24 protein-coding genes and 1 riboswitch are annotated in these 22,670 nt (G+C 38.5%); of the genes, 14 read left to right on the top strand and 10 right to left on the bottom strand.

Translation table 11 applies throughout. The features are described from left to right. The first annotated feature begins 38 nt into the window (after positions 1 to 38). The 3 genes from asnB to serS all read left to right on the top strand — a co-directional run bounded on the left by asnB (position 39) and on the right by serS (position 3,841). Positions 39 to 1,943, top strand: coding sequence for an asparagine synthase (glutamine-hydrolyzing) (asnB, locus tag OK18_RS06560; RefSeq protein ID WP_053327501.1), 1,905 nt, complete (start codon positions 39 to 41; stop codon positions 1,941 to 1,943). Positions 1,944 to 1,982: 39 nt separating this feature from the next. Continuing rightward, on the top strand, positions 1,983 to 2,504 hold the full coding sequence (locus tag OK18_RS06555) for a hypothetical protein (protein ID WP_053327500.1): 522 nt from the start codon (positions 1,983 to 1,985) through the stop codon (positions 2,502 to 2,504). Between the two features lie 68 nt (positions 2,505 to 2,572). Then, positions 2,573 to 3,841: a serine--tRNA ligase gene (serS, locus tag OK18_RS06550; protein WP_053327499.1), complete on the top strand. Its 1,269-nt coding sequence runs from the start codon at positions 2,573 to 2,575 to the stop codon at positions 3,839 to 3,841. A gap of 74 nt (positions 3,842 to 3,915) precedes the next feature. On the opposite strand, the gene OK18_RS21845 is transcribed toward serS, so the two are convergent. The 10 genes from OK18_RS21845 to OK18_RS06505 form a co-directional block, all read right to left on the bottom strand. Continuing rightward, complete coding sequence (locus OK18_RS21845) at positions 3,916 to 4,041, bottom strand: hypothetical protein (RefSeq protein WP_262483474.1); 126 nt, start codon at positions 4,039 to 4,041, stop codon at positions 3,916 to 3,918. Continuing rightward, positions 4,026 to 4,352: a hypothetical protein gene (locus tag OK18_RS21680; protein WP_228377704.1), complete on the bottom strand. Its 327-nt coding sequence runs from the start codon at positions 4,350 to 4,352 to the stop codon at positions 4,026 to 4,028. The genes OK18_RS21845 and OK18_RS21680 overlap by 16 nt, the downstream gene beginning before the upstream one ends. A 309-nt stretch (positions 4,353 to 4,661) precedes the next feature. Next, the gene (locus OK18_RS06540) at positions 4,662 to 5,387 is read right to left on the bottom strand and encodes a sulfite exporter TauE/SafE family protein (protein WP_050019790.1); all 726 of its coding nucleotides are present in this window, start codon (positions 5,385 to 5,387) and stop codon (positions 4,662 to 4,664) included. Next, positions 5,378 to 5,830 (bottom strand): FixH family protein, encoded by a 453-nt coding sequence (locus OK18_RS06535; RefSeq protein ID WP_050019789.1) that lies wholly within the window; start codon positions 5,828 to 5,830, stop codon positions 5,378 to 5,380. The genes OK18_RS06540 and OK18_RS06535 overlap by 10 nt, the downstream gene beginning before the upstream one ends. A 67-nt stretch (positions 5,831 to 5,897) precedes the next feature. Further along, positions 5,898 to 7,352, bottom strand: coding sequence for a cytochrome c oxidase accessory protein CcoG (ccoG, locus tag OK18_RS06530; RefSeq protein ID WP_053327498.1), 1,455 nt, complete (start codon positions 7,350 to 7,352; stop codon positions 5,898 to 5,900). 96 nt (positions 7,353 to 7,448) lie between these two features. Then, entirely contained in the window at positions 7,449 to 8,330 is an 882-nt protein-coding gene (locus tag OK18_RS06525) for a cbb3-type cytochrome c oxidase N-terminal domain-containing protein (RefSeq protein WP_050019788.1), read from the bottom strand. Positions 8,331 to 8,338: 8 nt separating this feature from the next. Then, a complete protein-coding gene (locus OK18_RS06520; RefSeq protein WP_027373015.1) occupies positions 8,339 to 8,539 on the bottom strand; it encodes a cbb3-type cytochrome oxidase subunit 3 in 201 nt (66 codons plus the stop codon). A gap of 19 nt (positions 8,540 to 8,558) precedes the next feature. Beyond that, positions 8,559 to 10,820 carry a cytochrome-c oxidase, cbb3-type subunit I gene (gene ccoN, locus OK18_RS06515; protein ID WP_050019787.1) on the bottom strand — a complete coding sequence of 754 codons (2,262 nt, stop codon included), beginning with the start codon at positions 10,818 to 10,820 and terminating at the stop codon, positions 8,559 to 8,561. Between the two features lie 21 nt (positions 10,821 to 10,841). Next, on the bottom strand, positions 10,842 to 11,054 hold the full coding sequence (ccoS, locus tag OK18_RS06510; protein ID WP_050019786.1) for a cbb3-type cytochrome oxidase assembly protein CcoS: 213 nt from the start codon (positions 11,052 to 11,054) through the stop codon (positions 10,842 to 10,844). Positions 11,055 to 11,163: 109 nt separating this feature from the next. Continuing rightward, positions 11,164 to 13,542 carry a heavy metal translocating P-type ATPase gene (locus OK18_RS06505; protein ID WP_053329306.1) on the bottom strand — a complete coding sequence of 793 codons (2,379 nt, stop codon included), beginning with the start codon at positions 13,540 to 13,542 and terminating at the stop codon, positions 11,164 to 11,166. Positions 13,543 to 13,631: 89 nt separating this feature from the next. Between OK18_RS06505 and OK18_RS06500 the strand changes: the two genes are divergently transcribed. From OK18_RS06500 to OK18_RS06450, 11 genes are all read left to right on the top strand, one after another. After that, positions 13,632 to 14,345 carry a Crp/Fnr family transcriptional regulator gene (locus tag OK18_RS06500; RefSeq protein WP_050019785.1) on the top strand — a complete coding sequence of 238 codons (714 nt, stop codon included), beginning with the start codon at positions 13,632 to 13,634 and terminating at the stop codon, positions 14,343 to 14,345. A 62-nt stretch (positions 14,346 to 14,407) separates the two neighbouring features. Then, positions 14,408 to 15,223, top strand: a complete 816-nt coding sequence (gene panB, locus OK18_RS06495) for a 3-methyl-2-oxobutanoate hydroxymethyltransferase (protein WP_050019784.1) — start codon at positions 14,408 to 14,410, stop codon at positions 15,221 to 15,223. Between the two features lie 3 nt (positions 15,224 to 15,226). Continuing rightward, positions 15,227 to 15,544: a hypothetical protein gene (locus OK18_RS06490; protein ID WP_053327497.1), complete on the top strand. Its 318-nt coding sequence runs from the start codon at positions 15,227 to 15,229 to the stop codon at positions 15,542 to 15,544. 9 nt (positions 15,545 to 15,553) lie between these two features. Next, the gene (locus OK18_RS06485) at positions 15,554 to 16,231 is read left to right on the top strand and encodes an RluA family pseudouridine synthase (RefSeq protein WP_053327496.1); all 678 of its coding nucleotides are present in this window, start codon (positions 15,554 to 15,556) and stop codon (positions 16,229 to 16,231) included. Between the two features lie 319 nt (positions 16,232 to 16,550). Further along, a riboswitch (TPP riboswitch) is annotated at positions 16,551 to 16,646 on the top strand. Positions 16,647 to 16,703: 57 nt separating this feature from the next. Then, positions 16,704 to 16,910: a sulfur carrier protein ThiS gene (thiS, locus tag OK18_RS06480; RefSeq protein ID WP_053327495.1), complete on the top strand. Its 207-nt coding sequence runs from the start codon at positions 16,704 to 16,706 to the stop codon at positions 16,908 to 16,910. Positions 16,911 to 16,935: 25 nt separating this feature from the next. Continuing rightward, positions 16,936 to 18,747, top strand: coding sequence for a phosphomethylpyrimidine synthase ThiC (gene thiC, locus OK18_RS06475; RefSeq protein ID WP_053327494.1), 1,812 nt, complete (start codon positions 16,936 to 16,938; stop codon positions 18,745 to 18,747). Then, positions 18,744 to 19,331 carry a thiamine phosphate synthase gene (locus tag OK18_RS06470; protein ID WP_053327493.1) on the top strand — a complete coding sequence of 196 codons (588 nt, stop codon included), beginning with the start codon at positions 18,744 to 18,746 and terminating at the stop codon, positions 19,329 to 19,331. Before thiC ends, OK18_RS06470 begins: the two co-directional genes overlap by 4 nt. Positions 19,332 to 19,351: 20 nt before the next feature. Further along, positions 19,352 to 19,966, top strand: coding sequence for a thiamine phosphate synthase (gene thiE / locus OK18_RS06465; RefSeq protein ID WP_053327492.1), 615 nt, complete (start codon positions 19,352 to 19,354; stop codon positions 19,964 to 19,966). After that, the gene (locus tag OK18_RS06460) at positions 19,963 to 20,739 is read left to right on the top strand and encodes a thiazole synthase (RefSeq protein ID WP_050019778.1); all 777 of its coding nucleotides are present in this window, start codon (positions 19,963 to 19,965) and stop codon (positions 20,737 to 20,739) included. The genes thiE and OK18_RS06460 overlap by 4 nt, the downstream gene beginning before the upstream one ends. A 10-nt stretch (positions 20,740 to 20,749) precedes the next feature. Continuing rightward, positions 20,750 to 21,868 (top strand): 2-iminoacetate synthase ThiH, encoded by a 1,119-nt coding sequence (gene thiH, locus OK18_RS06455; RefSeq protein WP_053327491.1) that lies wholly within the window; start codon positions 20,750 to 20,752, stop codon positions 21,866 to 21,868. 50 nt (positions 21,869 to 21,918) lie between these two features. Beyond that, a complete protein-coding gene (locus tag OK18_RS06450; protein ID WP_050019777.1) occupies positions 21,919 to 22,629 on the top strand; it encodes a HesA/MoeB/ThiF family protein in 711 nt (236 codons plus the stop codon). Positions 22,630 to 22,670 lie beyond the last annotated feature (41 nt).

Here is a 22,670-nt window from a genome sequence, read left to right as displayed (position 1 = left end):
GTCATTTCCTTATTTTTACAAACCTATTAAGTCTTACTATGTGCGGAATCAGCGGATATTATTCATTTCATAAAAGTATTTCCTCTAAAAATATTGTGGAAATGAATCAGGCGATCAGACATCGTGGTCCGGATGATGAAGGATTCTGGCTATATGAGAAAGATAAAAAAAAGAGTCAATCTTTTTCAGGAGATGATTCTACAGAACCGGTAAAAGTGCAGTTTCCGCTTTTAAAAGATGAATATTCAGAGATTGCATTAGGGTTTCGCAGGCTTTCTATCATAGATCTTTCTGAAAGAGGGCATCAGCCTATGCTTTCTGAGGATGAACAGGTTATCATCACTTTCAATGGAGAAATTTACAATTTTAAAAAAATAAAGCGGGAGCTTGAAAAACTGGGCCACTTGTTCAGGAGTTCTTCTGATACTGAAGTTATCCTGAAATCGTATCAGGAATGGGGAAACTCAATGTTTGCCAGGCTGGATGGAATGTTTGCCATTTGTATTGCAGATCTTGCCCGGCAGAAAATTATTCTGGGAAGAGACAGGGTAGGAATGAAACCTCTATTCTATCACCGAAGCGGGCAGGGGCTGGTCTGGGCTTCAGAAATAAAAGGTTTGTTAAAGAATGAATTGGTAAAGGCTGAAATTAACTGGAATGGAGTGTATACCAATTTCCTTTTTCAGACCACTTTGGCTCCGGAGACCTGTTTTAACAATATTTTTTCCCTGGAACCGGCTTCGTTAATGATTGTAGACCTAACAAACCAGACTATAACCAATGAAAAATTCTGGAATCTGTCTCTAAAAACGGATGAAAAGATTATTGAGGCTGAGGCAGTTAAAGAAATAGATGAATTATTATCTGAAAGCATCTCAGAGCAGCTATATGCTGATGTTCCGGTTGCTGTTATGATGAGTGGAGGAATAGATTCCACTTTGATTGCTTCCAAATCAAAACCGTTTAACGGCAATATAAATACTTATACTGTTTCTTATGCTTTTTCTGAAGAAGAAGTAGAGAATGCTTCTCTGGCAGCATCTCATTTTGGAGTTTCCCATGATATCTCCCACGTAAATGATGAAGAAGTTTTAGAAGAACTTAAAGAGAATATACAACACTTTGAAGAACCTTACAGCAGCCTTGAAGTTTTGATTAATGCTGCAAAATATGCTCATGAGAAAGGATTTAAGGTCGTTCTCAGTGGCAACGGTGCCGATGAACTTTTTGCAGGCTATTCCCACACAATGAAGCTTAAAAAGTGGCTTTTCATGAGGAACTTTAACGCAATAAGGCATTTGATTTTTACCAATGATTCATTCTCTGCAAGGGTGAAAAATTATTTTTCCCAGGATGATATGTTTGATTTTTTCCGTCAAAGCCAGGTAAGTATGACACCCGGTGAGGTAAAGCGTATTATCAGTGATGATATCTTTCAAAAAATAAATACTGACCTTTCAGGATATCACCTTTCGGATTCCAAGGATTATAAAGGATATTTTGAATATGATATGAAATATTCCCTGTCTTCTCACCATGTTTTCCGGGATGATCTGAGCGCGATGAAATATGGAGTGGAATTTCGTTATCCTTATCTGAGTAATGATTTAATAGACTACGTCGCTTCTTTACCCGAAACCTTTAGGTTCAATGGAGTTCAGAACAAGCCCTTACTCCGGAAAGTGGCTGAAAAATATCTTCCTTCCGGAATTTTAAAGATGTCCAAAAGAGGATTTTCTTTTCCGCTCAATTATTTTATTAAAAATGAAAAAAAGATGCAGGCCTTCATTACTGAAGCCTTGGAAAGTTTAAAAAAACGGGAATTTTTCAAGCCGGAAGTAATGGATGAATGGTGGAATCATCTCGAAAATGAGTATGATTGGGTAAAAATATGGCAACTGGTTACTTTTGAGCTATGGTATCAGAAATATTTTGAAAAATAAAGAAGGCGCCTAAAGATTAATATTTTATCTTTGCTGTGAATGAGAAATATTGTTTTTGGAATACTGATATTAGGATGTGCACTTTTAAGCTGTAAAAGTGACGATGAATCTTTGCAAAGAATTGATCAGATCCTGAATATCTATATGAAAAGTAATACTAATCCGGATCTGTTGAACAGTAAAAAAGCAGGATCATACAGTGGATTTTCTGTAAATGATATGTTTGGAAACAGAGATGTTTCCCCGGTGAATGTTCCCCTTAGAATGACTTCGGATTCCCTGTTTTATATGGAATATATTGCCGGAGCCAAAAGAAGAAGGTTAGACTCTGTAAGTCCTGCCAGCCCGGGAACAGGAACATCTTTTCATTCCAAAATGACATTGGCCCTTAGAACTACTGTAAATAATGTGACGGATACGATTGTTGATACCCTGGAAATTCAATATCGTATGAGTCCTACCTTATTTCAGGTCTCGAAGGTTCTTTATAACAGCAAGGAAGTATTTTCAAAAAGTGCTGATGCTCCCAATTCGATCAATACCGTAATTATCGAAAAATAATTTTTTAAATTTGTACAATCGTTAGTGTATATAAAAACTAACTTTCTAATATTTAACATCTCAATAAAATGTTACAAGTCAATTTTTTACGCGACAATAAGGAACGCGTTTTAGAAGGTCTTAAAAAAAGACAATTCAAGAATCTTGAGTTGGTAGACGAGGCTATCGCTGCTGACGAAGAAAGAAAAAGAATCCAGTTTGAATTAGATTCCCAGCTTTCCGAGATCAATAAAATTTCCAAGGAAATCGGACTTTTAATGAAAGAAGGAAAGAAAGAAGAGGCGGAATCTGCAAAATCTAAAACAGCACAGTACAAAGAGTCGAGTTCAGAATTGAAATCCCAGCTGGAAGTACAGGAAAAGGCCTTACTGGAAATTCTGTACCAGATCCCGAATATTCCTAACGAATTGGTAAAAAGCGGTGCATCTGCTGATGACAATGAAATTATTTTCCAGTCACACCCGGTAGAAGGACTTGGTGAAGGTGCCATTCCGCATTGGGAACTGGCAAAGAAGTATAACCTTATTGATTTTGAATTAGGAGTAAAAATTGCAGGAGCAGGCTTCCCGGTGTACTTAGGAAAAGGAGCGAGATTACAGAGAGCTTTGGTTCAGTATTTCCTTGATAAAAACGTAGAGAAAGGGTATACAGAAGTGAACCCTCCTCATGTAGTGAATGAAGCCTCTGGTTTTGGAACAGGGCAGTTACCGGATAAAGAAGGACAAATGTACTATATCAACGAAGATAAATTGTACCTGATTCCAACAGCGGAGGTTCCTGTGACGAACCTTTACCGTGATGTGTTGTTGGACGAAAAAGACCTTCCAATTAAAAATACGGCTTTTTCTCAATGTTACAGAAGAGAAGCAGGAAGCTACGGGGCACATGTAAGAGGACTGAACCGTCTTCACCAGTTTGAAAAAGTAGAAATTGTAAGAATTGAAAAACCTGAAAATTCTTATGCTGTTTTGGAAGAAATGGTAGAGCATATCAAAGAGATCCTTACAGATCTTGAACTTCCATTCAGAGTATTAAGACTTTGTGGTGGAGATACAGGCTTTGCATCTGCAATGACGTATGACTTTGAGGTATGGAGTGCAGCACAGGAAATGTGGCTGGAAGTAAGTTCTGTTTCTAACTTTGAAACATTCCAGGCAAACAGATTAAAGTGCCGTTACAAAGCAGACGGTAAGTCTCAGTTGGTTCATACCCTAAACGGATCCGCAATGGCTTTACCAAGAATTATGGCAGCTTTGCTTGAGAATAATCAGACTGCGGAAGGTATTAAGCTTCCTAAGAAAGTTGCAGAATATGCAAGATTTGATTTAATTAACTAAATCTGATCTAAAAAATAAAAAGAGGTTGTACACGTGTTCAACCTCTTTTTTATGAAATAAGAATAAGTTACTTTTTATTCAGTCACGATAGTAATTTCTTTATCAGGATTCTCAAATACTGCTTCTTTATCATATAAAGCTTTCAGATCATATTCTATTTTTACCGAATAATCATCTATCTGACTTAGCCAATTGTGCACGTAACAGATTTGATTTTGTTTTCAAATTTCAGAGTTTCAATCTTTTTAAAAAACATGGTCATCATTCCTTCCATCTTTTCTGCCTCTTCTTTTGAGCTTTTCGTACGAAGTGCTTCTTCCAGATTTTTAAGGTTGAAATTTTCCGTATTGATCATCAGGGTTTTCCCGTTCCAGTTATTAAAGATATTCTGGTCCAGTGGCAGTTTTTCGTTTTTTGTGAAGCTTTTCAGGACCTGATAATCATCGGAAGTGAAATGTTCCAGTTTAAAAGCAAAGCCAACCGCTTTATTGTTTTCCTTTCCGGATTTCATAAAAATCTTCTTTATGATTTTAATGGAATCGGGATTCTGGGTTTTTAGCTCTCTTCCTTTTTTTCCAATTCATATATACTTGTCCAGGCAGTGGAAAGCTTTTCCATTTCTGCAAACTCATCCTGTTTTAACGAGTCCGGCGTCATTGCTTTCATTTCTGTCATAAATGCCCTGTTATCAATATCGGTAACCGAAGTAATAGCAGCATCCTTGTGATAGATATCTCAGAGTTGACATTACATGATTAAAGCATCAACATGCTTATCAGAAATAAAACAAAGGTTTTCTTCATGAGAGTATAAGCTCTGATTAATGGCAATTAACCGCTTCGTTATGATCTTTAGAAATAGTCATGGCCTCAGCTTTTGGAGAAACGTAAGGTATTCCCAATTCTAAGCCTCTGAGAATAAATAGCCCTCCTAAAATGATCATAATAACAGGAACTGCTTTTAAAACTTTTATCCTGAAAGCCTGATTCATAAGGTTTCCGGCCAAAACAATGGCAAACATAAATGGAAGGGTTCCCAATCCGAATAAGGCCATATATAAAGCTCCCTGCCATATTCCTCCACCTGCGAGACTGGCCGTAAGGGCCATATAAACCATTCCGCATGGCAGGAATCCGTTAAGAATCCCCGTAGTAAATCGTGAACGGTAATCTGCTTTCTGAAGGAGCCTTCCTAAATTGGACTTCACAGAATATAAAAATCTGGAAAGGAAAGGAATTTTCGAAGCAAAATCTTTTCCGCCAAATGAGAATACAGCCATGACAATCAATAATATACCTGCTGTAATAGTAAGGTATTTCTGAAAACCAGCCATCTCAAAACCCTGGCCTACAATACCCAGAAGGGCACCCAGTAAAGAATAAGTGAAAATCCTTCCGAATTGATAGGTGAGATTCTGAAGATAGAAATTAGCCGCCTGTTTTTTGGTTAGTCCCATCGATAAGGCAATAGGCCCGCACATTCCGATACAATGAAAACCGGAAGCAAAGCCTAAGGCTATTGCTGATATTACAAGTCCTATTTCCATATCAGGTCATAATCCATTCTGTAGTCTGTTTTGTCTTTTGTCCAGTTCAGTCTTAATGTATAATTTCCCATTTTCAATACTTGTGCCGGAATGGTGAAAGACTGGTTGGCGTCAAGCTGTACAGACTTTTTAATATCTAAATTCTGGTCGTCAGTCCTGTTTAAAACAAACTTTACTGTAGTATTTGAGTTATTATAATCTTTTGGAAAAGTAATTGTAATTCCCCTGCTGTCCTGATTGTATACAGGTTTTTCCTGCAGATCGTCCGCCCTTTTTTTGGCATCAATGACATCCTGGTACTTCAGCTCCTCTTCATAATAATTATCTGTTACCATTTCAGAATTCTTCTGCCCGTTCGGGAAAAGAAACATCATGGATAATATAAAAGCGATGAATGCAAACAACGCAATTACAACACCGTGTCCCCAACTAAAGTTCTTCATTTCTTCCTGATTTTATTTATGGTTTAAAACCTCCGTGATGGTGACCACGGAGATTTCTTTTTTAAAATTAAAATTGTAGTTTGAACGGCCCTTCGAAATAGGTCTGATAAGAATCTATAAGTTTGCCCTTCATATCGTAAACGCCAATCGTGATATTCTGCTTGGAAAGTTTCATTTCATCTTCAGGGAAGCTGATATTGATTGTTCCTTTTGAAATTTTATCTCTGTCTACCTGAATTTTGCTTGAAGCACTATAAGTGATCTCTCCATGAGCAGGATCAATGACTTTGATCGTAACGATTTTTTTATCATTGGTCTTATTAAGGAAAGTATAATTATACGTATTGGTTATCTTACCGTCTCTTACAAAGAATGTGCTTCCGGCAGGCTTGATGAATTTAGCCTCCATTTCACCACGGCTGTAAAGAAGATAGCCCAGGAATCCTACCAGAAGGAGAAGAAACACTGTGAACCCTTTCATTCTTCCTGTAAACTTAAACGGAGTCTGCTTTTCAATTTCGTTTTCAGAAGCATATCGGATCAATCCTTTTGGAAGACCTACTTTGTCCATCACTTCATCACAGGCATCTATGCAGGCTGTACAGTTGATGCATTCCAGCTGTTGCCCGTCCCTGATATCAATTCCGGTAGGACATACCACGACGCACTGGTGACAGTCAATACAGTCTCCTTTACCAGCAGCTTTCCTGTCTTCACCTTTTCTCCATTTTGATCTGTTTTCCCCTCTTTTGAAATCATAGAAAACATTGATTGTATCTTTATCAATCAGGACTCCCTGAAGTCTTCCGTAAGGACAAACTAATGTACATACCTGCTCTCTGAACCATGCAAATACAAAATAAAATGCAGCGGTAAGCAGGATCATCACTATAAAATTGGTAGGATGGGCAAAAGGCCCTTCAGATACGATTCTTAATACCTCTTCATACCCTACGATATACATGAACATGAAGTGAGTGATGATCAGAGAGATAACGATATAAACAGACCATTTCAAACTCCTTTTCCAGATTTTCTCACTGTTCCACTCCTGTCTGTCCAGCTTCATCTGCTTGTTTCGGTCCCCTTCGATCAGATATTCGATTTTACGGAAAATCGATTCCATAAAAATTGTCTGAGGGCATATCCACCCGCAGAAAATTCTTCCGAATGCAATCGTAAAAACAATAATAAAGATCAAGGATGCAATAGCACCTAAAGTCAGGATAAAAAAGTCTTGTGGATAGAAAGGTTGTCCGAAAATAAAAAACTCCCTGTCTATTACGTTGAACATCAGCAATGGGTTACCATTGACTTTGATGAACGGTAATGTAAAATAAATGATTAATAATGCATAGCTTACAAGATTTCTATAGTTGGTGTATTTTCCTTTAGGTTTTCTTGGGAATACCCATTTCCTTTTACCGGATTGGTCCATCGTGCCTATAGAATCCCTGTAAGTTTCAGGGTCCAGAACCTGTCCCTGTCCGCCTCGTACTTCTATTTCTTCTATGTCTGACATGTTGTAATATGTTTTAAAAAAAGAAAAAACATAATTCGTTACTATTTTTGATCTAATAACAAATTATGTTTTTTTCATATGTTTCTAATTTTTTAATTACTCTTTTTCCCAGTGTGCTTCAGTTCCTTGAGGAGCAGCTCCTCCCTGAGCCGGAGTTACTGGTGGAAGTTCCTGGTTGATGTGATATACATAGGCTGCAATCTTTTCAATTTCAGCACCGGAAACTTCTCCGTTTTTACCGAATGCTCTCATCGCAGGGTTGGTAGGGGAACCGTTCCAGTCCATATGGAATACGTTTTTAAATAACGTCTTTTCCGGCTGGTTGATCCAGTAGTTATCAGTAAGGTTTGGTCCGATACCTCCACTACCGTCTTCTTTGTGACAAGATGCACAGTTTGTTTTGAATAATTCTTTACCTTCTGCAATATTATCCGCTGAATATTTTGCTGTTTCAATGGTTACAGGAGGCTGGCTTGCTTCATATATTGCTATGCTTGCCATCTGTTCTTTATATTCTTTCTCATATTCGCTTAGCGGGTGTGCGAAATCTGTGAAAGCGTAAGCTGCGATGTATACAATACAAAAAGCAGTCCCAAAATAGAATAAACCTACCCACCATTTTGGTAATTGGTTATCCAATTCCATGATTCCATCGAAACCATGGTCGATAAGGATATCTTTTTCTTCAGTATCAGATTGCTTTTTGAATGCTGCAGCATACATTCTTTTGAAAAAAGGAATTTTCTTTTCAGCCAGATAAGCCGCTTTTTCTTCAGGAGATAATTTTTTGAATTTATTGTTTTCAATCAAATCTCCAATAGCATTGTGAATATAAGCCAGGATACCAGCGATCACCACAGTTCCCCAGAAGTATGGCGAACCCAGGAACGCATAACTTTGTACGAACAAATAATAAAAAACGATTAAAAGTCCGATTATTATTAAGATGTTTACGACAACAGGTGTTCTTTGTTTCATAAAATAGTCTAATTTTTTAAATTAAAATCGTCATCTTCATCATCCCCAAGAGGTGCTTCTTCTTCCTCTTTGTAATATTTTTTAGGCTTGCTAAAAACATAGATTATCAAAGCAACGAAGAACAGCATAAAGAAAATCAGAGCCAGCGTCTGGTAGAAACCAGCGTTTTCTGTATTGGATAATATATCTTTAAAGTTCTGAGGAATCATATGAACCTTTTAATGTTTTTTAGTTATTACTTGCTGTTTTGATTTCCGTTGTTTTGATATCAGTTCCCAGTCTCTGAAGATAAGAAATAAGTGCTACGATTTCTTTTTTCTCTAATTCTCCCTGAGGTCTCTTAGCATAAGCCTCTTTCAGGTCATTTGCTTCAGAGAAGATATCTTTTACAATTTTTGCCGACTGGTTGTCTGCCCATTTATCTGCAGAATCAATCTGTGCCTTAGTATAAGGTACATCAAATGTATTCTTCATCAGCTTCATTTTGTCTACCATTTTAGACCTGTCTAAGTTATTAGCGATTAACCAAGGGTAGCGAGGCATGATGGAACCTGCAGAAGTAGATCTTGGGTTATACATGTGTTTGTAATGCCAAGAACTTGGATTTTTACCTCCTTCTCTATGCAAATCCGGTCCTGTTCTCTTGGAACCCCATAAGAATGGTCTGTCGTATACGAATTCTCCAGCTTTGGAGTATTGTCCGTTTTTACCGTTGAATCTTACGATCTCATCTCTGAACGGTCTGATCATCTGAGAGTGACATGCGTTACATCCTTCACGGATATAGATATCTCTACCTTCTAACTCAAGCGGAGAATAAGGCTTCACTGCTGAAATGGTAGGTACACTTTTTTTAAGGGACAGTGTAGGAATAATTTCTACCATACTTCCGATTGAGATCGTGAATAATGACAATACTGTTAAAAGCATCGGCATTCTTTCCAGCCAAAGGTGGAATCCTTCTCCTTCTTTACGTTTGTTTCCGATATTTGCCAGCGCAGGTGCTTCAGCAGGAACTTCTTTCTGGAATGATCCTTTTCTTACCGTAGCAATAACGTTAACAATCATCAGGATCGCTCCGGAAATATAGAATAAACCTCCTACGAATCTCATTTTAAAGTAAGGAATAATAGCCGTTACTGTATCCAGCCAGTTTTTCCATAATAAGGTTCCGTCCGGGTTGAACTGTTTCCACATTAATCCTTGTGTGAATCCGGAAATATACATTGGCACTGCATAGAAAATGATTCCTAAAGTACCTAACCAGAAATGCCAGTTAGCTAATTTTACAGACCAAAGTTTTGTTCTCCACATAATTGGTACCAGGTAATAAATAACTCCGAAGGCCATGAAACCATTCCATCCAAGAGCTCCTAAGTGTACGTGACCGATAACCCAGTCTGTAAAGTGACCAATTTTGTTGATGTTTTTAGTTGCCAATAATGGCCCTTCAAATGTTGCCATACCATAACAGGTAACAGCTACCACGAAGAACTTCAGGATAGGATTTTCTCTTACTTTATCCCAGGCTCCTCTTAACGTAAGAAGACCATTTAACATTCCTCCCCAGGATGGTGCGATAAGCATAATAGAGAAACCTGTTCCTACTGCCTGTGCCCATGCCGGAAGAGCGGTATACTGAAGGTGGTGAGGTCCCGCCCAGATATATACGAAGATAAGTGACCAAAAGTGAATAATAGACAGTTTATATGAGAAAACCGGTCTGTCTGCAGCTTTTGGTAAGAAGTAATACATTAAACCCAGAACCGGAGTTGTCAATACGAATGCTACCGCATTGTGACCATACCACCATTGTACGATAGCGTCTTTTGCTCCTGCATATGCAGAATAAGATTTCCAGCCTGAGAAAGATAATGGAACTTCAAGGTTGTTGAAAATATGAAGCATTGCTACTGCCACCCAGGTTCCTAAATAGAACCAAATAGCTACATAAAGGTGTCTTACCCTTCTTTTTGCAATAGTCATGATCATATTCACCCCGAAAATAATCCAAGAAATAGCGATTAATATATCGATCGGCCATTCATGTTCAGCATATTCTTTTGAAGTATTGATTCCCATAAAGAACGTAATGAACGTAGCAACAATCATAAACTGCCAAGTCCAGAAATGAATCCAAGATAATGTATCACTATACATTCTTGTTTTTAATAATCTTTGTGTGGAGTAGTATACCCCAACATATACGATATTACATACAAATGCAAAGATTACGGTATTGGTGTGCAACATTCTGATTCTACCAAAACCAAATGCACCATGAGTGTTTATTAACCCTTGAATATTACCTGATGATAAACTTCTGATGGTTGTATCATCTGTACCGAATAAGAATTCAGGTAATTCAGGGTAGAAAAGCATTAATGCCGCCGTAAGCCCGAACGTAAATCCTATGAAACCAAAGATGATGGTCGCATAGAGGAACGCACGGACAATACTGTTGTCATAACTAAACTTTTGTGTTTCCATATCAACTATTCACTATTTTTCTCAATTTTTATTATTTTCTCCTATTTCTTTTTCGTCTTTATCTTTGTTGCCAGTTTCATCATTTTCTTTGATAGTTTCATCATCGAAAAGGATTCTGACAGCCGGAGATTCATCATCTTCAAACTGCCCTTTTTTGGCATACACTATAAATACGACCAGGAAGATCGCAGCCAAAGAAACACTGCAGACGATCATTAAATATAGAATATCCATTGGACAACAAAATTAACCTATTTTCGGGGTTCAAATTTAGTGAAAAATAATGACATTCATCACGAAATGCCGATTTCAGCTAATTTAAAATCAGTCTAAATAAGGGCTTTCAGGCCTGTTTTTTAAAATATTTCCGACCTAAAATCCAGGTTGAAAGTGTCGTAAAGGTAACCACCGTAATCGAGCTGATTGGCATGATGATAGCAGCGAAAAGCGGATGCATATGTCCTGTGACTGCGTAACTTAACCCGACAATATTGTATAAAAAACTAATTATGAATGTCATTTTCACAATTGTTATAGAGCCTTTGCAGACGTTCAGGTAGTTATCCAGGCTAACAACTTTTTCACCGTTCATAATAACATCGGAAGAAGGAGTAAAGCTGTTGGTGTCATCAGCAATAGCGATTCCTACGTTACTCTGCTTCAATGCCCCGGCATCATTAAGACCATCACCAAGCATTGCTACTTTCATATGCTGATCCTGAAGGTTTTTGATATAGTTCAATTTGTCTTCCGGGCTTTGATTAAAAGCCATTCCCTGGTAATTAGGAATAAGCTCTTTCAGCTGGCTTTCTTCGGAGGAATTGTCCCCGCTCAGAATGAATATTTTGTATGGAGTAAGCTTTTTAAACAGGTCTTTCAGCTTCGGACGGTATTCATTTTTAAAAATGAATTTACCCAAAAACTGGTTGTTTTTGCTAATGTATACGGCTGTTTCCAGGTTTTTAGGCTCCTGATTGTTGTAACGGGCGGAACCTATTTTGTAAATGTTCCCCCTGATATGGGCTTCGTATCCTTTTCCGGAGATTTCTTCAAACTTTTCAACAGGGAAGTAGTCATCATTTACCTCAATAAACTCGTATAGGGATTTTGAAAGAGGGTGGTTTGAATTTTTCAGTAAAGTCTTAATATTCAATAAATCAAATTCCTTAATCTCGGTACCTTCATACCTGATGTTTGATTTTTTTCTGTGCGTAATAGTCCCTGTCTTATCAAAAACAATAGTATCCAGTTTTGCAATTTTTTCTATTGTTAAAGTGTCCTTTACATAAAATTTATTTCGCCCTAAAATCCTCATAATATGCCCGAAAGTGAATGGTGCAGACAGGGCAAGAGCACATGGGCAGGCAATAATCAGAATAGCGGAAATAACCTGGAACATTTTTTCAAGATCGATAAATGCCCAGTAAATCCCTGAAATTAATGCGATACCTAAAATAATGAAGGTGAAGTATTTACTGATACTGTTGGTTAATGTATCGAGTCCTGTTTCATGCTTTTTAAAGGCTTCCTTATTCCAGAGCTGGGTAAGGTAACTCTGGTCAACATCTTTAATAACTTCCAGCTCTAAAGAAGAACCTATTTGTTTACCTCCGGCGAAAATTTTGTCTCCCGGCTGTTTGCTGATGCTTTCACTTTCTCCGGTGATAAAGCTATTGTCGATATTTCCTTGCCCATTGATCAGAATCGCATCTACCGGGATGATTTCCTGGTTTCTAACTAAAATCCTGTCTCCTACCTTTATCTCTGAAAGAAGGATGTTTTCCTGTTTTCCGTCAAAGTCTACCTTTGTTACAGCAATGGGGTAGAAGGATTTATAATCTCTGTCATAAGAAAGAGCGCTGTAGGTTCTTTTCTGGAAGAGTTTACCCATCAGCATAAAGAATAAAAGGCCACAAAGGGTATCGAAATATCCGGGGCCATAATCGGTTGCCACTTCATAAATACTCCTTCCGAAAAGGACAAAGATTCCCAATACGATAGGAACATCAATATTCACAATCTTGTTTTTTAAACCGTACCATGCAGATTTATAGTAATCTGAGGCGGAATAAAACACAACAGGACATGCCAGTAAAAACATCAGCACCCTGAAAAGGCCTTTATAATGTTCCATCCAGTAGTCTTCTCCGCCCACATATTCAGGAAAAGCAAGGAACATCCCATTACCGAAAGCAAATCCTGCAATGGCAAACTTTACAAGAAGAGATTTGTCAAGATGATCCACATTTTTTTCAGCGGTTTCAAGGCTGATCACCGGTTTGTATCCTAAATTCGTTAGGAAATTAGCTAATTCGCTTAATTTTAAATCGTTATGATTGAAAGAAATCTGTAAGGTCTTTCTGGTGAAATTGACCTGGGAATATTTGATATGTTTGTTCAGTGTATGAAGGCTTTCCAAAAGCCAGATGCATGAAGAACAATGGATTACAGGGATTTTAAATGTGACAAGACTGGTGTTTCCTTCCGAGAAGTCTGTTATTTTCTCAAAAATTTCGGGGGTATCCAGGTAGTCAAACTGCCCGGAGCTGTCATCACTTGGCCGGATTCCGGCTCCCTTATTCAGTTCGTAGAAATTGCTTAAATTATTTGTATTCAGAATCTCATAAACAGACTTACAGCCGTTGCAGCAGAAAGTCTTTTCATCAAACAAAATTCTTTCCTTTTCTATACCTTGACCACAATGAAAACAGTTCTCGCTCACCACCCTAAAATATTGAAGTACAAAATTATAACAATTTTTTTTGTTTATCGAGTTAAAAAGTTCTATTTTTGTGATAAATATCATATAAAATGCCGCAGGAACAACAGATAGCAATTGAAGAGAGGTTCGCCAGAGTTTTTAATGATAAATCATTTAAGGAAAGACTTTCTAGCGCAGATTTTGAAAAATACATTAATGGCAAAAAGAAACTGAGTTTTCAGAAACATGATACCATCTTTGAGGACGGAGAAACTCCCAAAGGAGTATTTGTTCTGGAGAAAGGTGCTGCCAAACTTTCTAAATCCGGGGCGTTCGGGAAAGACCAGATTTTAAGATTTATCAAAGAAGGAGATATCATCGGCTATCGTTCCCTGCTTTGCGGGGAAAACTTCCAGGCAAAAGCCGAAGCGATGACAGACATTGAATGTGTATTCTTACCTGCAGATATTTTTATGTATCTGCTGGAAGTAGATCCGCAGCTGTCTTTCGTAATGCTTCAGAAAATTTCTTATGAACTTGGAGAATCCTCCAATACCATTACCTTCCTTGCACAGAAAACAGTAAGAGAAAGATTAGCGGAAATTTTATTGCTCCTGGAACAGAAATTAGGAGTAGATCCCGAAGGATTTATTAAAATCTCCTTAACAAGGGAAGAAATTGCCAACATTATCGGTACTGCTACAGAAAGTGCCATCCGTTTGATCTCCGAATTTAAACAGGATAACCTGATTGAAGTGGATGGAAGAAATATTAAAATTCTCAATCACGACAAACTCATGAAACTCGGTCACGTAGTTTTATAAAAATTATACAAAACTTAAGTCGGCTCAAGGCCGACTTTTTAACTTTTAAAAATAGATAAATTATGTCTGTTCACTCTGAAATTAAAAAAGTTACGACTGAAACCTTGCGTAAAATGAAATTCGACAAGGAAAAAATAACAATGCTTACCGCTTACGATTTTACCACGGCAAAGATGGTAGATGCAGGAGGAGTAGATGCTATTTTAATTGGTGATTCTGCAGCAAATGTAATGGCTGGTTTTGAAACTACATTGCCCATCACATTAGATCAGATGATCTATCATGCTCAAAGTGTGGTAAGAGGTACCGACAGAGCTTTGGTGGTAGCAGACCTGCCATTCGGAACTTATCAGAGCAACCCCGAAAAAGCTTTGGAATCTGCAGTAAGAATGATGAAAGAGGGAGGTGCCCATGCCGTAAAAATTGAAGGAGGAAAAGAGATTTCAAAATCTATTAAAAAGATTATCAATGCCGGAATTCCTGTAATGGGACATTTGGGATTAACTCCCCAGTCAATTTACAAATTCGGGACCTATAAAGTAAGGGCAAAAGAAGAAGCGGAAGCAGAAAAACTGGTTGCCGATGCGCAGCTTTTGGAAGAATTAGGGTGCTTTTCTATTGTTTTGGAGAAAATTCCGGCTGAACTGGCTAAGAAAGTAACGGAAAGCATTTCCATCCCAACCATCGGGATTGGTGCCGGATCTCACTGCGACGGACAGGTGCTTGTATATCATGATATGGTAGGGATGAATAAAGGCTTCAGTCCTAAATTCTTAAGAAGGTATCTTGACCTTTATACAGAAATTACAGGAGCTGTATCTCAATATGTGAAAGATGTAAAAAATGTGGAATTTCCAAATGAAAACGAAAGCTACTAATTAATGCAAAATCAACAACAATCTATTCAGGGAATATTATCTATTGCAGCATTGGTTTGTCTTGCTATAGGATGGTTTAATTTATTTTCTCCTGAAATCAATCATCTTCTTTCCAGAAAAGTCTTTTATGTACTAATTGGAGCAAGCTTTTTTATCCAGGCCCCCCTGCTTATCAATAAAAATTTTGTTTATGCCATGTATTCTGCAGCAGCGATATGCGTGATAGGAGCATTTCTTCCTGAAAGTTCAGGATTATCCAGCCTGAAAACCATCGGGCTTCTTGCCGGGATTATCCTTTCATTAACGAACAGAAGAAGATAAACGGATAAAATGAAGGAACAAATTGTCTATGAAGACAACCATCTTCTGGTAGTCAACAAAAAAGTCGGTCAGCTTGTACAAGGTGATAAAACCGGCGATGAATCGCTATTAGAAACTATAAAAAATTATATAAAAATAAGAGATGCTAAGCCGGGAAATGTTTTTCTCGGCCTGGTTCATCGTATAGACCGTCCTACTTCGGGTCTGGTGATTTATGCTAAAACATCCAAAGCGCTTTCCCGGCTGACCCAGATGGTGAAAAACCGTGAGATTAAAAAGACGTATTGGGCTGTGGTAGCAAAAGAAATGATTCCGCAAAGTCAAAGGTTGGTTCATTACTTAAAGAAAAACGAAAAGAATAATAAAGCGATTGTTTTTCCCAAAGCTACAGAAGGGGCAAAAGAAGCAATTCTGACATACCATGTAATCAAAGCCCTGGATAATTACCTGCTTTTGGAAGTTGACCTTGAAACCGGAAGACATCACCAGATTCGTGCTCAGTTATCTAAAACAGGGGTTCCGATTAAAGGAGACTTAAAATATGGATCACCACGTTCCAATCCGGATGGAGGAATCAATCTTCATGCAAGAAAACTGGAATTTATTCATCCCGTTACTAAAGAAAAAATTGAAATCGTAGCTCCTGTACCACAAAATGATCCTGTATGGAGAGCATGTGAAGAATAAAAAAGAAAGTCTGTTCGGGATAAATATTGGGCTTAATCATGGCGTGAAGCTGGAAGCGGGGAGCTTGAAATAATAAAGGCCGCAAGGACAATTTTTATCTTTTTTAAATTAAAAAAATAATTGTATCATTAGTCATTAGTAGTTAAACCGAAAGGATTTTCTAACTCCTTTCTTCCAGTGTTTATACTAATTCCCCTAATCCGAAGCCATCTTGAATCTATAATAAAAATGTTTTCACCATTTTAAACTTCATGCTTCCATCATCCCGCTTCCATCACTACAAAAATTTTGTCCATTCTCAAAAAATACCTAACTTCGTCCCATACTTTAGGGGTGTCTGTGTTTACAGACTGAGACTTTACCCTTTGAACCTGATCTGGATCATACCAGCGTAGGGAAAAGTAGATGACTTTGCTGTACATTCTATTGTACAATCATAGCCATTCCTAAAGTGTATTTAAAATTATTAGGAATGGAACTTATCATCAACCACACCCGAAAAACATTTGATGTACTTCCCGAAAATCTGGAAGCATTACTGGCTATGGAATTACCCGGAAAGAAAAAAGGGATTGCTGTAGCGCTCAACAATCGTATTATTCCACTGGCCGCCTGGCCAGAAACATTTCTCAGAGACAAAGATTCAGTTTTAATTATCACTGCCACTCAGGGCGGTTAGTTTTCATATTTAAATACCCAAAATCATGGCTCACTCTATTACATGTTCACCATTTCCGAACTCAAAAAAGATTTATGTTGAAGGAAAAATATACCCTATCAATGTAGCAATGCGTGAAATACAACTTAGCCCGACTAAGCTTTCCAATGGTACTCTGGAGCATAATGCTCCCGTAACGGTATACGATACATCAGGTCCCTATACGGATGAAAATGCAAGTATTGATATTCAGAAGGGACTTCCGAGAATAAGAGAACAATGGATTCTGGACAGGAATGACGTAGACATCCTGGATGGAATTACTTCAGAATATGGGAAAGCGCGTTTGGCAGATTCCCGACTTGATGAACTTCGCTTTTCTTACGATCATAAACCTAAAGTGGCCAAAGAGGGAAAAGAAATTACCCAATTGTATTATGCAAAACAGGGAATCATCACTCCAGAAATGGAATATGTGGCGATCAGGGAAAACCAGCGTATAGAACAGCTTGAAACAGTTTCTGAACAGATGGCTTTCCAACATCCGGGAAACAGCTTCGGTGCTCATACTCCCAAAAATAAAATTACCCCGGAGTTTGTGAGAGACGAAATTGCTGCAGGTCGGGCGATTATCCCCAATAATATCAATCACCCCGAAAGTGAGCCGATGATTATCGGACGGAATTTTTTGGTGAAAATCAATGCCAATATCGGGAACAGTGCTGTTTCATCCAGTATTGAAGAAGAAGTAGAAAAAGCAGTGTGGGCCTGCCGTTGGGGAGCAGATACCATAATGGACCTTTCAACGGGGAAAAATATTCATGAAACAAGAGAATGGATTATCAGGAACAGTCCGGTTCCTATCGGTACTGTCCCTATTTATCAGGCGCTTGAAAAAGTAAAGGGAGTACCCGAGGATTTAACATGGGAAATTTTCAAAGATACTTTGATTGAACAGGCAGAACAGGGAGTTTCTTATTTTACCATTCATGCAGGAGTTTTATTAAGATATATTCATCTTACAGCAAAAAGAGTAACCGGAATCGTATCCAGAGGAGGATCTATTATGGCGAAATGGTGTCTTTATCATCATAAGGAAAATTTCTTATATACTCATTTTGAGGAGATCTGCGAGATCATGAAGAAATATGATGTGGCTTTTTCTTTAGGAGATGGCCTGCGCCCGGGTTCTATTGCTGATGCCAATGATGCCGCTCAGTTTGCAGAACTGGAAACTTTGGGAGAGCTTACAAAAATAGCATGGAAACATAATGTACAGGTAATGATCGAAGGCCCGGGCCACGTTCCGATGCATATGATCAAAGAGAATATGGATAAGCAGCTTAAAGAGTGCCATGAAGCTCCGTTTTATACATTAGGCCCTTTGACAACAGATATTGCACCAGGGTATGACCATATTACTTCAGGAATCGGTGCGGCAATGATCGGATGGTTCGGGTGTGCGATGCTTTGCTATGTAACTCCAAAAGAACATTTAGGACTTCCGAACAAAGAAGATGTAAAAGTTGGGGTGATAACTTATAAACTGGCCGCCCATGCCGCAGACTTGGCAAAAGGACATCCAGGAGCACAATATAGAGATAACGCATTAAGTAAAGCCAGATTTGAATTCAGATGGGAAGATCAGTTCAATCTTTCCCTGGATCCTGATACAGCCAGGTCTTATCATGATGAAACCCTCCCTGCTGACGGTGCTAAGATTGCCCATTTCTGTTCTATGTGCGGACCTAAATTCTGTTCTATGAAGATTACTCAGGAAATCCGTGAATCTGCTGAAAAGGGAATGCTGGATAAGTCTCAGGAATTTATTGAAAGAGGAAAAGAAATATACATATGATCCTGGTTATCACCCCTGAAAAAGCCGTTCGGAATGAAGCAGAAATGATTAACCGGATGTTTGATGAAGGATTAGATCTGCTGCATATCAGAAAACCTTTTTTTAACCGGAAAGAAGTGGCAGACCTGATTGATTGTATTAATCCATCCTTTTATTCCCAGCTGGTTCTGCATACCCATTATGACCTGGGAAAAGATTATCCTGTTTCAAGGTTGCATTTCAGGGAAGCAGACCGGCAGAAGGAAATGTATAAGCCATTTCTTGACGGAAATACTATTATTTCCACTTCGGTACATGACATCACTACCTATAATATGTTAAAAGGAGAATGGGCTTATGCTTTTATAAGTCCGTTCTTTTCGAGTATCTCTAAAAAAGGGTATGGAAAAGATTCAACAGTCATGCAGGAGATCGGAATGCGAAAGAATCGGGATGTAAAGATGATTGCTTTAGGTGGAATTAATGCAGATACCATTCCATCTGTTTTGGAGAAGGGAGTAGACGGTGTGGCCTTATTAGGAGCCGTTTGGGAAAATGATCAGCCGTTAGAAGCATTTAAAAAATGCAAAAAGACTATTTTTTAATAATATTTCAGATGTAATCAATGGAAAAACTACAATACATTTCACAGGGAAATACTCTGCATGAACAGAAATTAAATATTACCAGGGCACTGGATAATGGGATAAAATGGATTCAGGTTCGTTGGAAAAATGCTCCCGGAAATGAATTAATAAAGCTGTGTGAGATTTCCAGAACAGCATGTGCGGACTATAAGGCTGTTTGTATCATCAATGATCATGTACTGTTAGCACATGAAGTAGATGCAGATGGAGTTCATCTTGGATTAAACGATAGTTCTGTAGAAGAGGCAAGATTGATATTAGGGGATCAAAAAATAATTGGTGGAACAGCGAATACGATTCCGGATGTACTGCAAAGAATACAAGAGGGCTGTGACTATATAGGATTAGGACCGTTAAGATTTACTCCTACCAAAGAGCAGCTGAGCCCCGTCCTTGGTTTTGAAGGATATCAGAAAATGATTGAAACTCTACGTGACCAATCAATAGAAGCCCCGAAAATATTTGCCATTGGTGGTGTTACGCTTGAGGATATTCAGCCTTTACAACAATCAGGTATTTATGGAGTCTCCGTTTCAGCACAGATCACAAAACAACCATCCATCATTAATGAATTTAAAAAAGCAATGATATGAACAATCAGAAATTAATAATAGCAGACAGGACCTTTGAATCCAGATTGTTCCTGGGGACGGGAAAATTCGGAAGTATCAGGGATATGGCAGCATCAGTAGTTGCTTCAGAAACGGATATGGTAACGATGGCATTGAAAAGAATTGATTCCGGATTTGCAGAAGATAACTTACTCGATTCATTAAGAGAAACACATGTCCATCTGTTACCGAATACATCAGGGGCAAGAACGGCTAAAGAAGCGGTATTGGCTGCACAATTAGCCAGGGAAGCGCTGGAAACAAACTGGGTAAAACTGGAAATTCATCCGGATCCGAAATATTTGTTGCCTGATCCGATCGAAACATTATATGCTACTGAAGAACTTGCGAAACTGGGATTCGTTGTAATGCCATACATTCATGCAGATCCTGTTCTTTGTAAACGGCTTGAAGATGCCGGAACAGCTGTGGTAATGCCTCTGGGAGCCCCCATAGGAACCAACAAAGGGTTAAAAACTCTGGATTTTTTAGAAATTATCATTAGCCAGAGCAATGTTCCGGTGGTGGTAGATGCAGGCATAGGTGCTCCTTCAGATGCCGCAAAGGCTATGGAAATGGGAGCAGATGCCGTACTAGTCAATACCGCTATTGCGGTAGCGGGAAATCCGGTGAATATGGCTTTGGCTTTTAAAGAAGGAGTCATTGCAGGAAGAAGGGCTTTTGAATCAGAATTGGGAGCTGTTACCAGCCATGCTCAAGCTTCAAGTCCTTTAACATCATTTTTATTTGAATAAAATCAGGTTCATGAAAAGCTTTAAAGAGGTTTTTGAACAGTATCAATGGGATGAAGTAAAAGCCAGACTTGAAAAAGTGTCCCTGTCGGATGTCAGAAATAGTCTTCAGAAAAAAAACAAAACTATTGATGACTTTCTGGTCCTGCTTTCACGGGCTGCATCAGGGGAACTGGAGCTAATGGCCAGAATGACGCAAACGCTTACACAGAAACGTTTCGGAAAAATCATTCAGCTGTACGCCCCTTTATACCTTAGTAATGAATGCCAGAATATCTGTACCTACTGCGGTTTTAGTTTAGATAATCATTTAAAAAGAAAAACCCTCTCTGATACCGAGCTGATGGTGGAAGCCTCTGTCCTGAAATCGATGGGAGTGAATCATATATTGCTGGTAAGCGGAGAGGCTAATAAAATAGTGGGGGTTCCCTATTTCCAGAATGCTGTCCGGTTGCTGAGGCCTCATTTTGCCCATATTTCTATTGAAGTACAGCCATTGGAAGAAGATGAATACAGGTTGCTCCACGAGGAAGGGGTGCATTCCGTGCTGGTATATCAGGAAACATATCATCAGGAGGTTTACAAAGAATACCATCCGAAAGGAAAAAAATCGAATTTTCATTATAGGTTGGACACACCGGACAGAATTGGAAGAGCAGGCGTTCATAAAATAGGTTCAGGTGTTCTTTTAGGATTGGAAGACTGGCGTGTAGACAGCTTCTTTAATGCCCTTCATATAGACTATCTTCAGAAACAATACTGGAAAAGCAGGTTTTCGGTTTCATTTCCAAGGCTCAGACCTGCGGAAGGGATTATTGAACCCAATTTTATTATGGAAGATAAAGATTTGCTGCAATTAATCTGTGCTTACAGAATTTGGAATGAAGATCTGGAAATTTCAATTTCTACAAGAGAAAGTGAAGTATTCCGGGATCATGTTGTAAGATTAGGAGCAACAACCATGAGTGCGGGTTCCAAAACCAATCCCGGCGGATATTCTGTAGATAAAGAATCTTTGGAGCAATTTGAAACAAGCGATGAGCGGAGTATGGATGAGATCAGAAGTATGATTAAAAAAGCAGGCTATGACCCGGTAATGAAAGATTGGGAGTCAGTGTATAGCGGGTTTTAAATTTTAATCTTAAAGAGATTAATGCCATTGTTATTGGCCTATAATATACCATGAAAAAAGAGGATATTTTTGAAAGATACAGCCGTCAGATATTTATTGAAGAAATAGGAATGGAAGGACAGAAAAAAATACTGTCTGCCAAAGTGCTTGTTGTAGGTGCCGGAGGTCTGGGAAGTCCGGTGGTTCAATATCTGGCAGCCGCCGGAATAGGAACTTTGGCCGTGGCAGATTTTGACCATGTGGAAATTCATAACTTAAACCGTCAGATTATTCATAATGAAAATAGTGTTGGAACTTTAAAAATAAAGAGCGCCGGGCTTTTTGTCCAAAACCTGAATCATCAGGTAAACTATATCGGAATTGAAGAGAAGATTGATCCGGATAATGTGGAGGAGATTCTGCGGCCTTATGATGTAATTGTTGACGGTTCTGATAACTTTTCAACCAGATATTTAGTAAATGATACGTGTGTTAAATTGGAAAAGACTTTAATCTACGGAAGCATTTCAGGATTCTCGGGTCAGATTGCCATCTTCAATCATAAAGGTAGTAAAAATTTAAGAGACATATTCCCCGAACCTCCTTTTGATGAAGACCTACCGGATTGTGACAGTCTTGGTGTTTTGGGAGCTTTACCGGGAATAATTGGCAGTATGATGGCGCTTCAAACCTTAAAGGTTATTGCAGGGCTTCCGGTGAAACCTAATCAGATTACCCTTATGGATACTCTGGATTGGAGATTCCAGACGCTGGATTTTTAATAGAAATGATTATTAATACAACGGGCTTTAGCCCGTTTCCT

It is taken from the genome of Chryseobacterium gallinarum (assembly GCF_001021975.1).
Taxonomy (GTDB): domain Bacteria; phylum Bacteroidota; class Bacteroidia; order Flavobacteriales; family Weeksellaceae; genus Chryseobacterium; species Chryseobacterium gallinarum.
Note: the sequence above shows the minus strand (reverse complement) of the source record. Positions and strands in the feature narration are given on the sequence as shown.

Coding starts and splice junctions, on each gene's coding strand:
- OK18_RS06460 (WP_050019778.1), top strand. CDS start 19,963: ATGAACAATCAGAAATTAATAATAGCAGACAGGACCTTTGAATCCAGA.
- OK18_RS06490 (WP_053327497.1), top strand. CDS start 15,227: ATGCAAAATCAACAACAATCTATTCAGGGAATATTATCTATTGCAGCA.
- ccoG (WP_053327498.1), bottom strand. CDS start 7,352: ATGTCAGACATAGAAGAAATAGAAGTACGAGGCGGACAGGGACAGGTT.
- OK18_RS06555 (WP_053327500.1), top strand. CDS start 1,983: ATGAGAAATATTGTTTTTGGAATACTGATATTAGGATGTGCACTTTTA.
- thiE (WP_053327492.1), top strand. CDS start 19,352: ATGGAAAAACTACAATACATTTCACAGGGAAATACTCTGCATGAACAG.
- ccoN (WP_050019787.1), bottom strand. CDS start 10,820: ATGGAAACACAAAAGTTTAGTTATGACAACAGTATTGTCCGTGCGTTC.
- serS (WP_053327499.1), top strand. CDS start 2,573: ATGTTACAAGTCAATTTTTTACGCGACAATAAGGAACGCGTTTTAGAA.
- OK18_RS06470 (WP_053327493.1), top strand. CDS start 18,744: ATGATCCTGGTTATCACCCCTGAAAAAGCCGTTCGGAATGAAGCAGAA.
- OK18_RS06525 (WP_050019788.1), bottom strand. CDS start 8,330: ATGAAACAAAGAACACCTGTTGTCGTAAACATCTTAATAATAATCGGA.
- OK18_RS06535 (WP_050019789.1), bottom strand. CDS start 5,830: ATGAAGAACTTTAGTTGGGGACACGGTGTTGTAATTGCGTTGTTTGCA.
- thiH (WP_053327491.1), top strand. CDS start 20,750: ATGAAAAGCTTTAAAGAGGTTTTTGAACAGTATCAATGGGATGAAGTA.
- OK18_RS06520 (WP_027373015.1), bottom strand. CDS start 8,539: ATGATTCCTCAGAACTTTAAAGATATATTATCCAATACAGAAAACGCT.
- OK18_RS06485 (WP_053327496.1), top strand. CDS start 15,554: ATGAAGGAACAAATTGTCTATGAAGACAACCATCTTCTGGTAGTCAAC.
- thiC (WP_053327494.1), top strand. CDS start 16,936: ATGGCTCACTCTATTACATGTTCACCATTTCCGAACTCAAAAAAGATT.
- OK18_RS21680 (WP_228377704.1), bottom strand. CDS start 4,352: ATGAAATCCGGAAAGGAAAACAATAAAGCGGTTGGCTTTGCTTTTAAA.
- panB (WP_050019784.1), top strand. CDS start 14,408: ATGTCTGTTCACTCTGAAATTAAAAAAGTTACGACTGAAACCTTGCGT.
- OK18_RS06450 (WP_050019777.1), top strand. CDS start 21,919: ATGAAAAAAGAGGATATTTTTGAAAGATACAGCCGTCAGATATTTATT.
- ccoS (WP_050019786.1), bottom strand. CDS start 11,054: ATGGATATTCTATATTTAATGATCGTCTGCAGTGTTTCTTTGGCTGCG.
- asnB (WP_053327501.1), top strand. CDS start 39: ATGTGCGGAATCAGCGGATATTATTCATTTCATAAAAGTATTTCCTCT.
- OK18_RS06540 (WP_050019790.1), bottom strand. CDS start 5,387: ATGGAAATAGGACTTGTAATATCAGCAATAGCCTTAGGCTTTGCTTCC.
- thiS (WP_053327495.1), top strand. CDS start 16,704: ATGGAACTTATCATCAACCACACCCGAAAAACATTTGATGTACTTCCC.
- OK18_RS06500 (WP_050019785.1), top strand. CDS start 13,632: ATGCCGCAGGAACAACAGATAGCAATTGAAGAGAGGTTCGCCAGAGTT.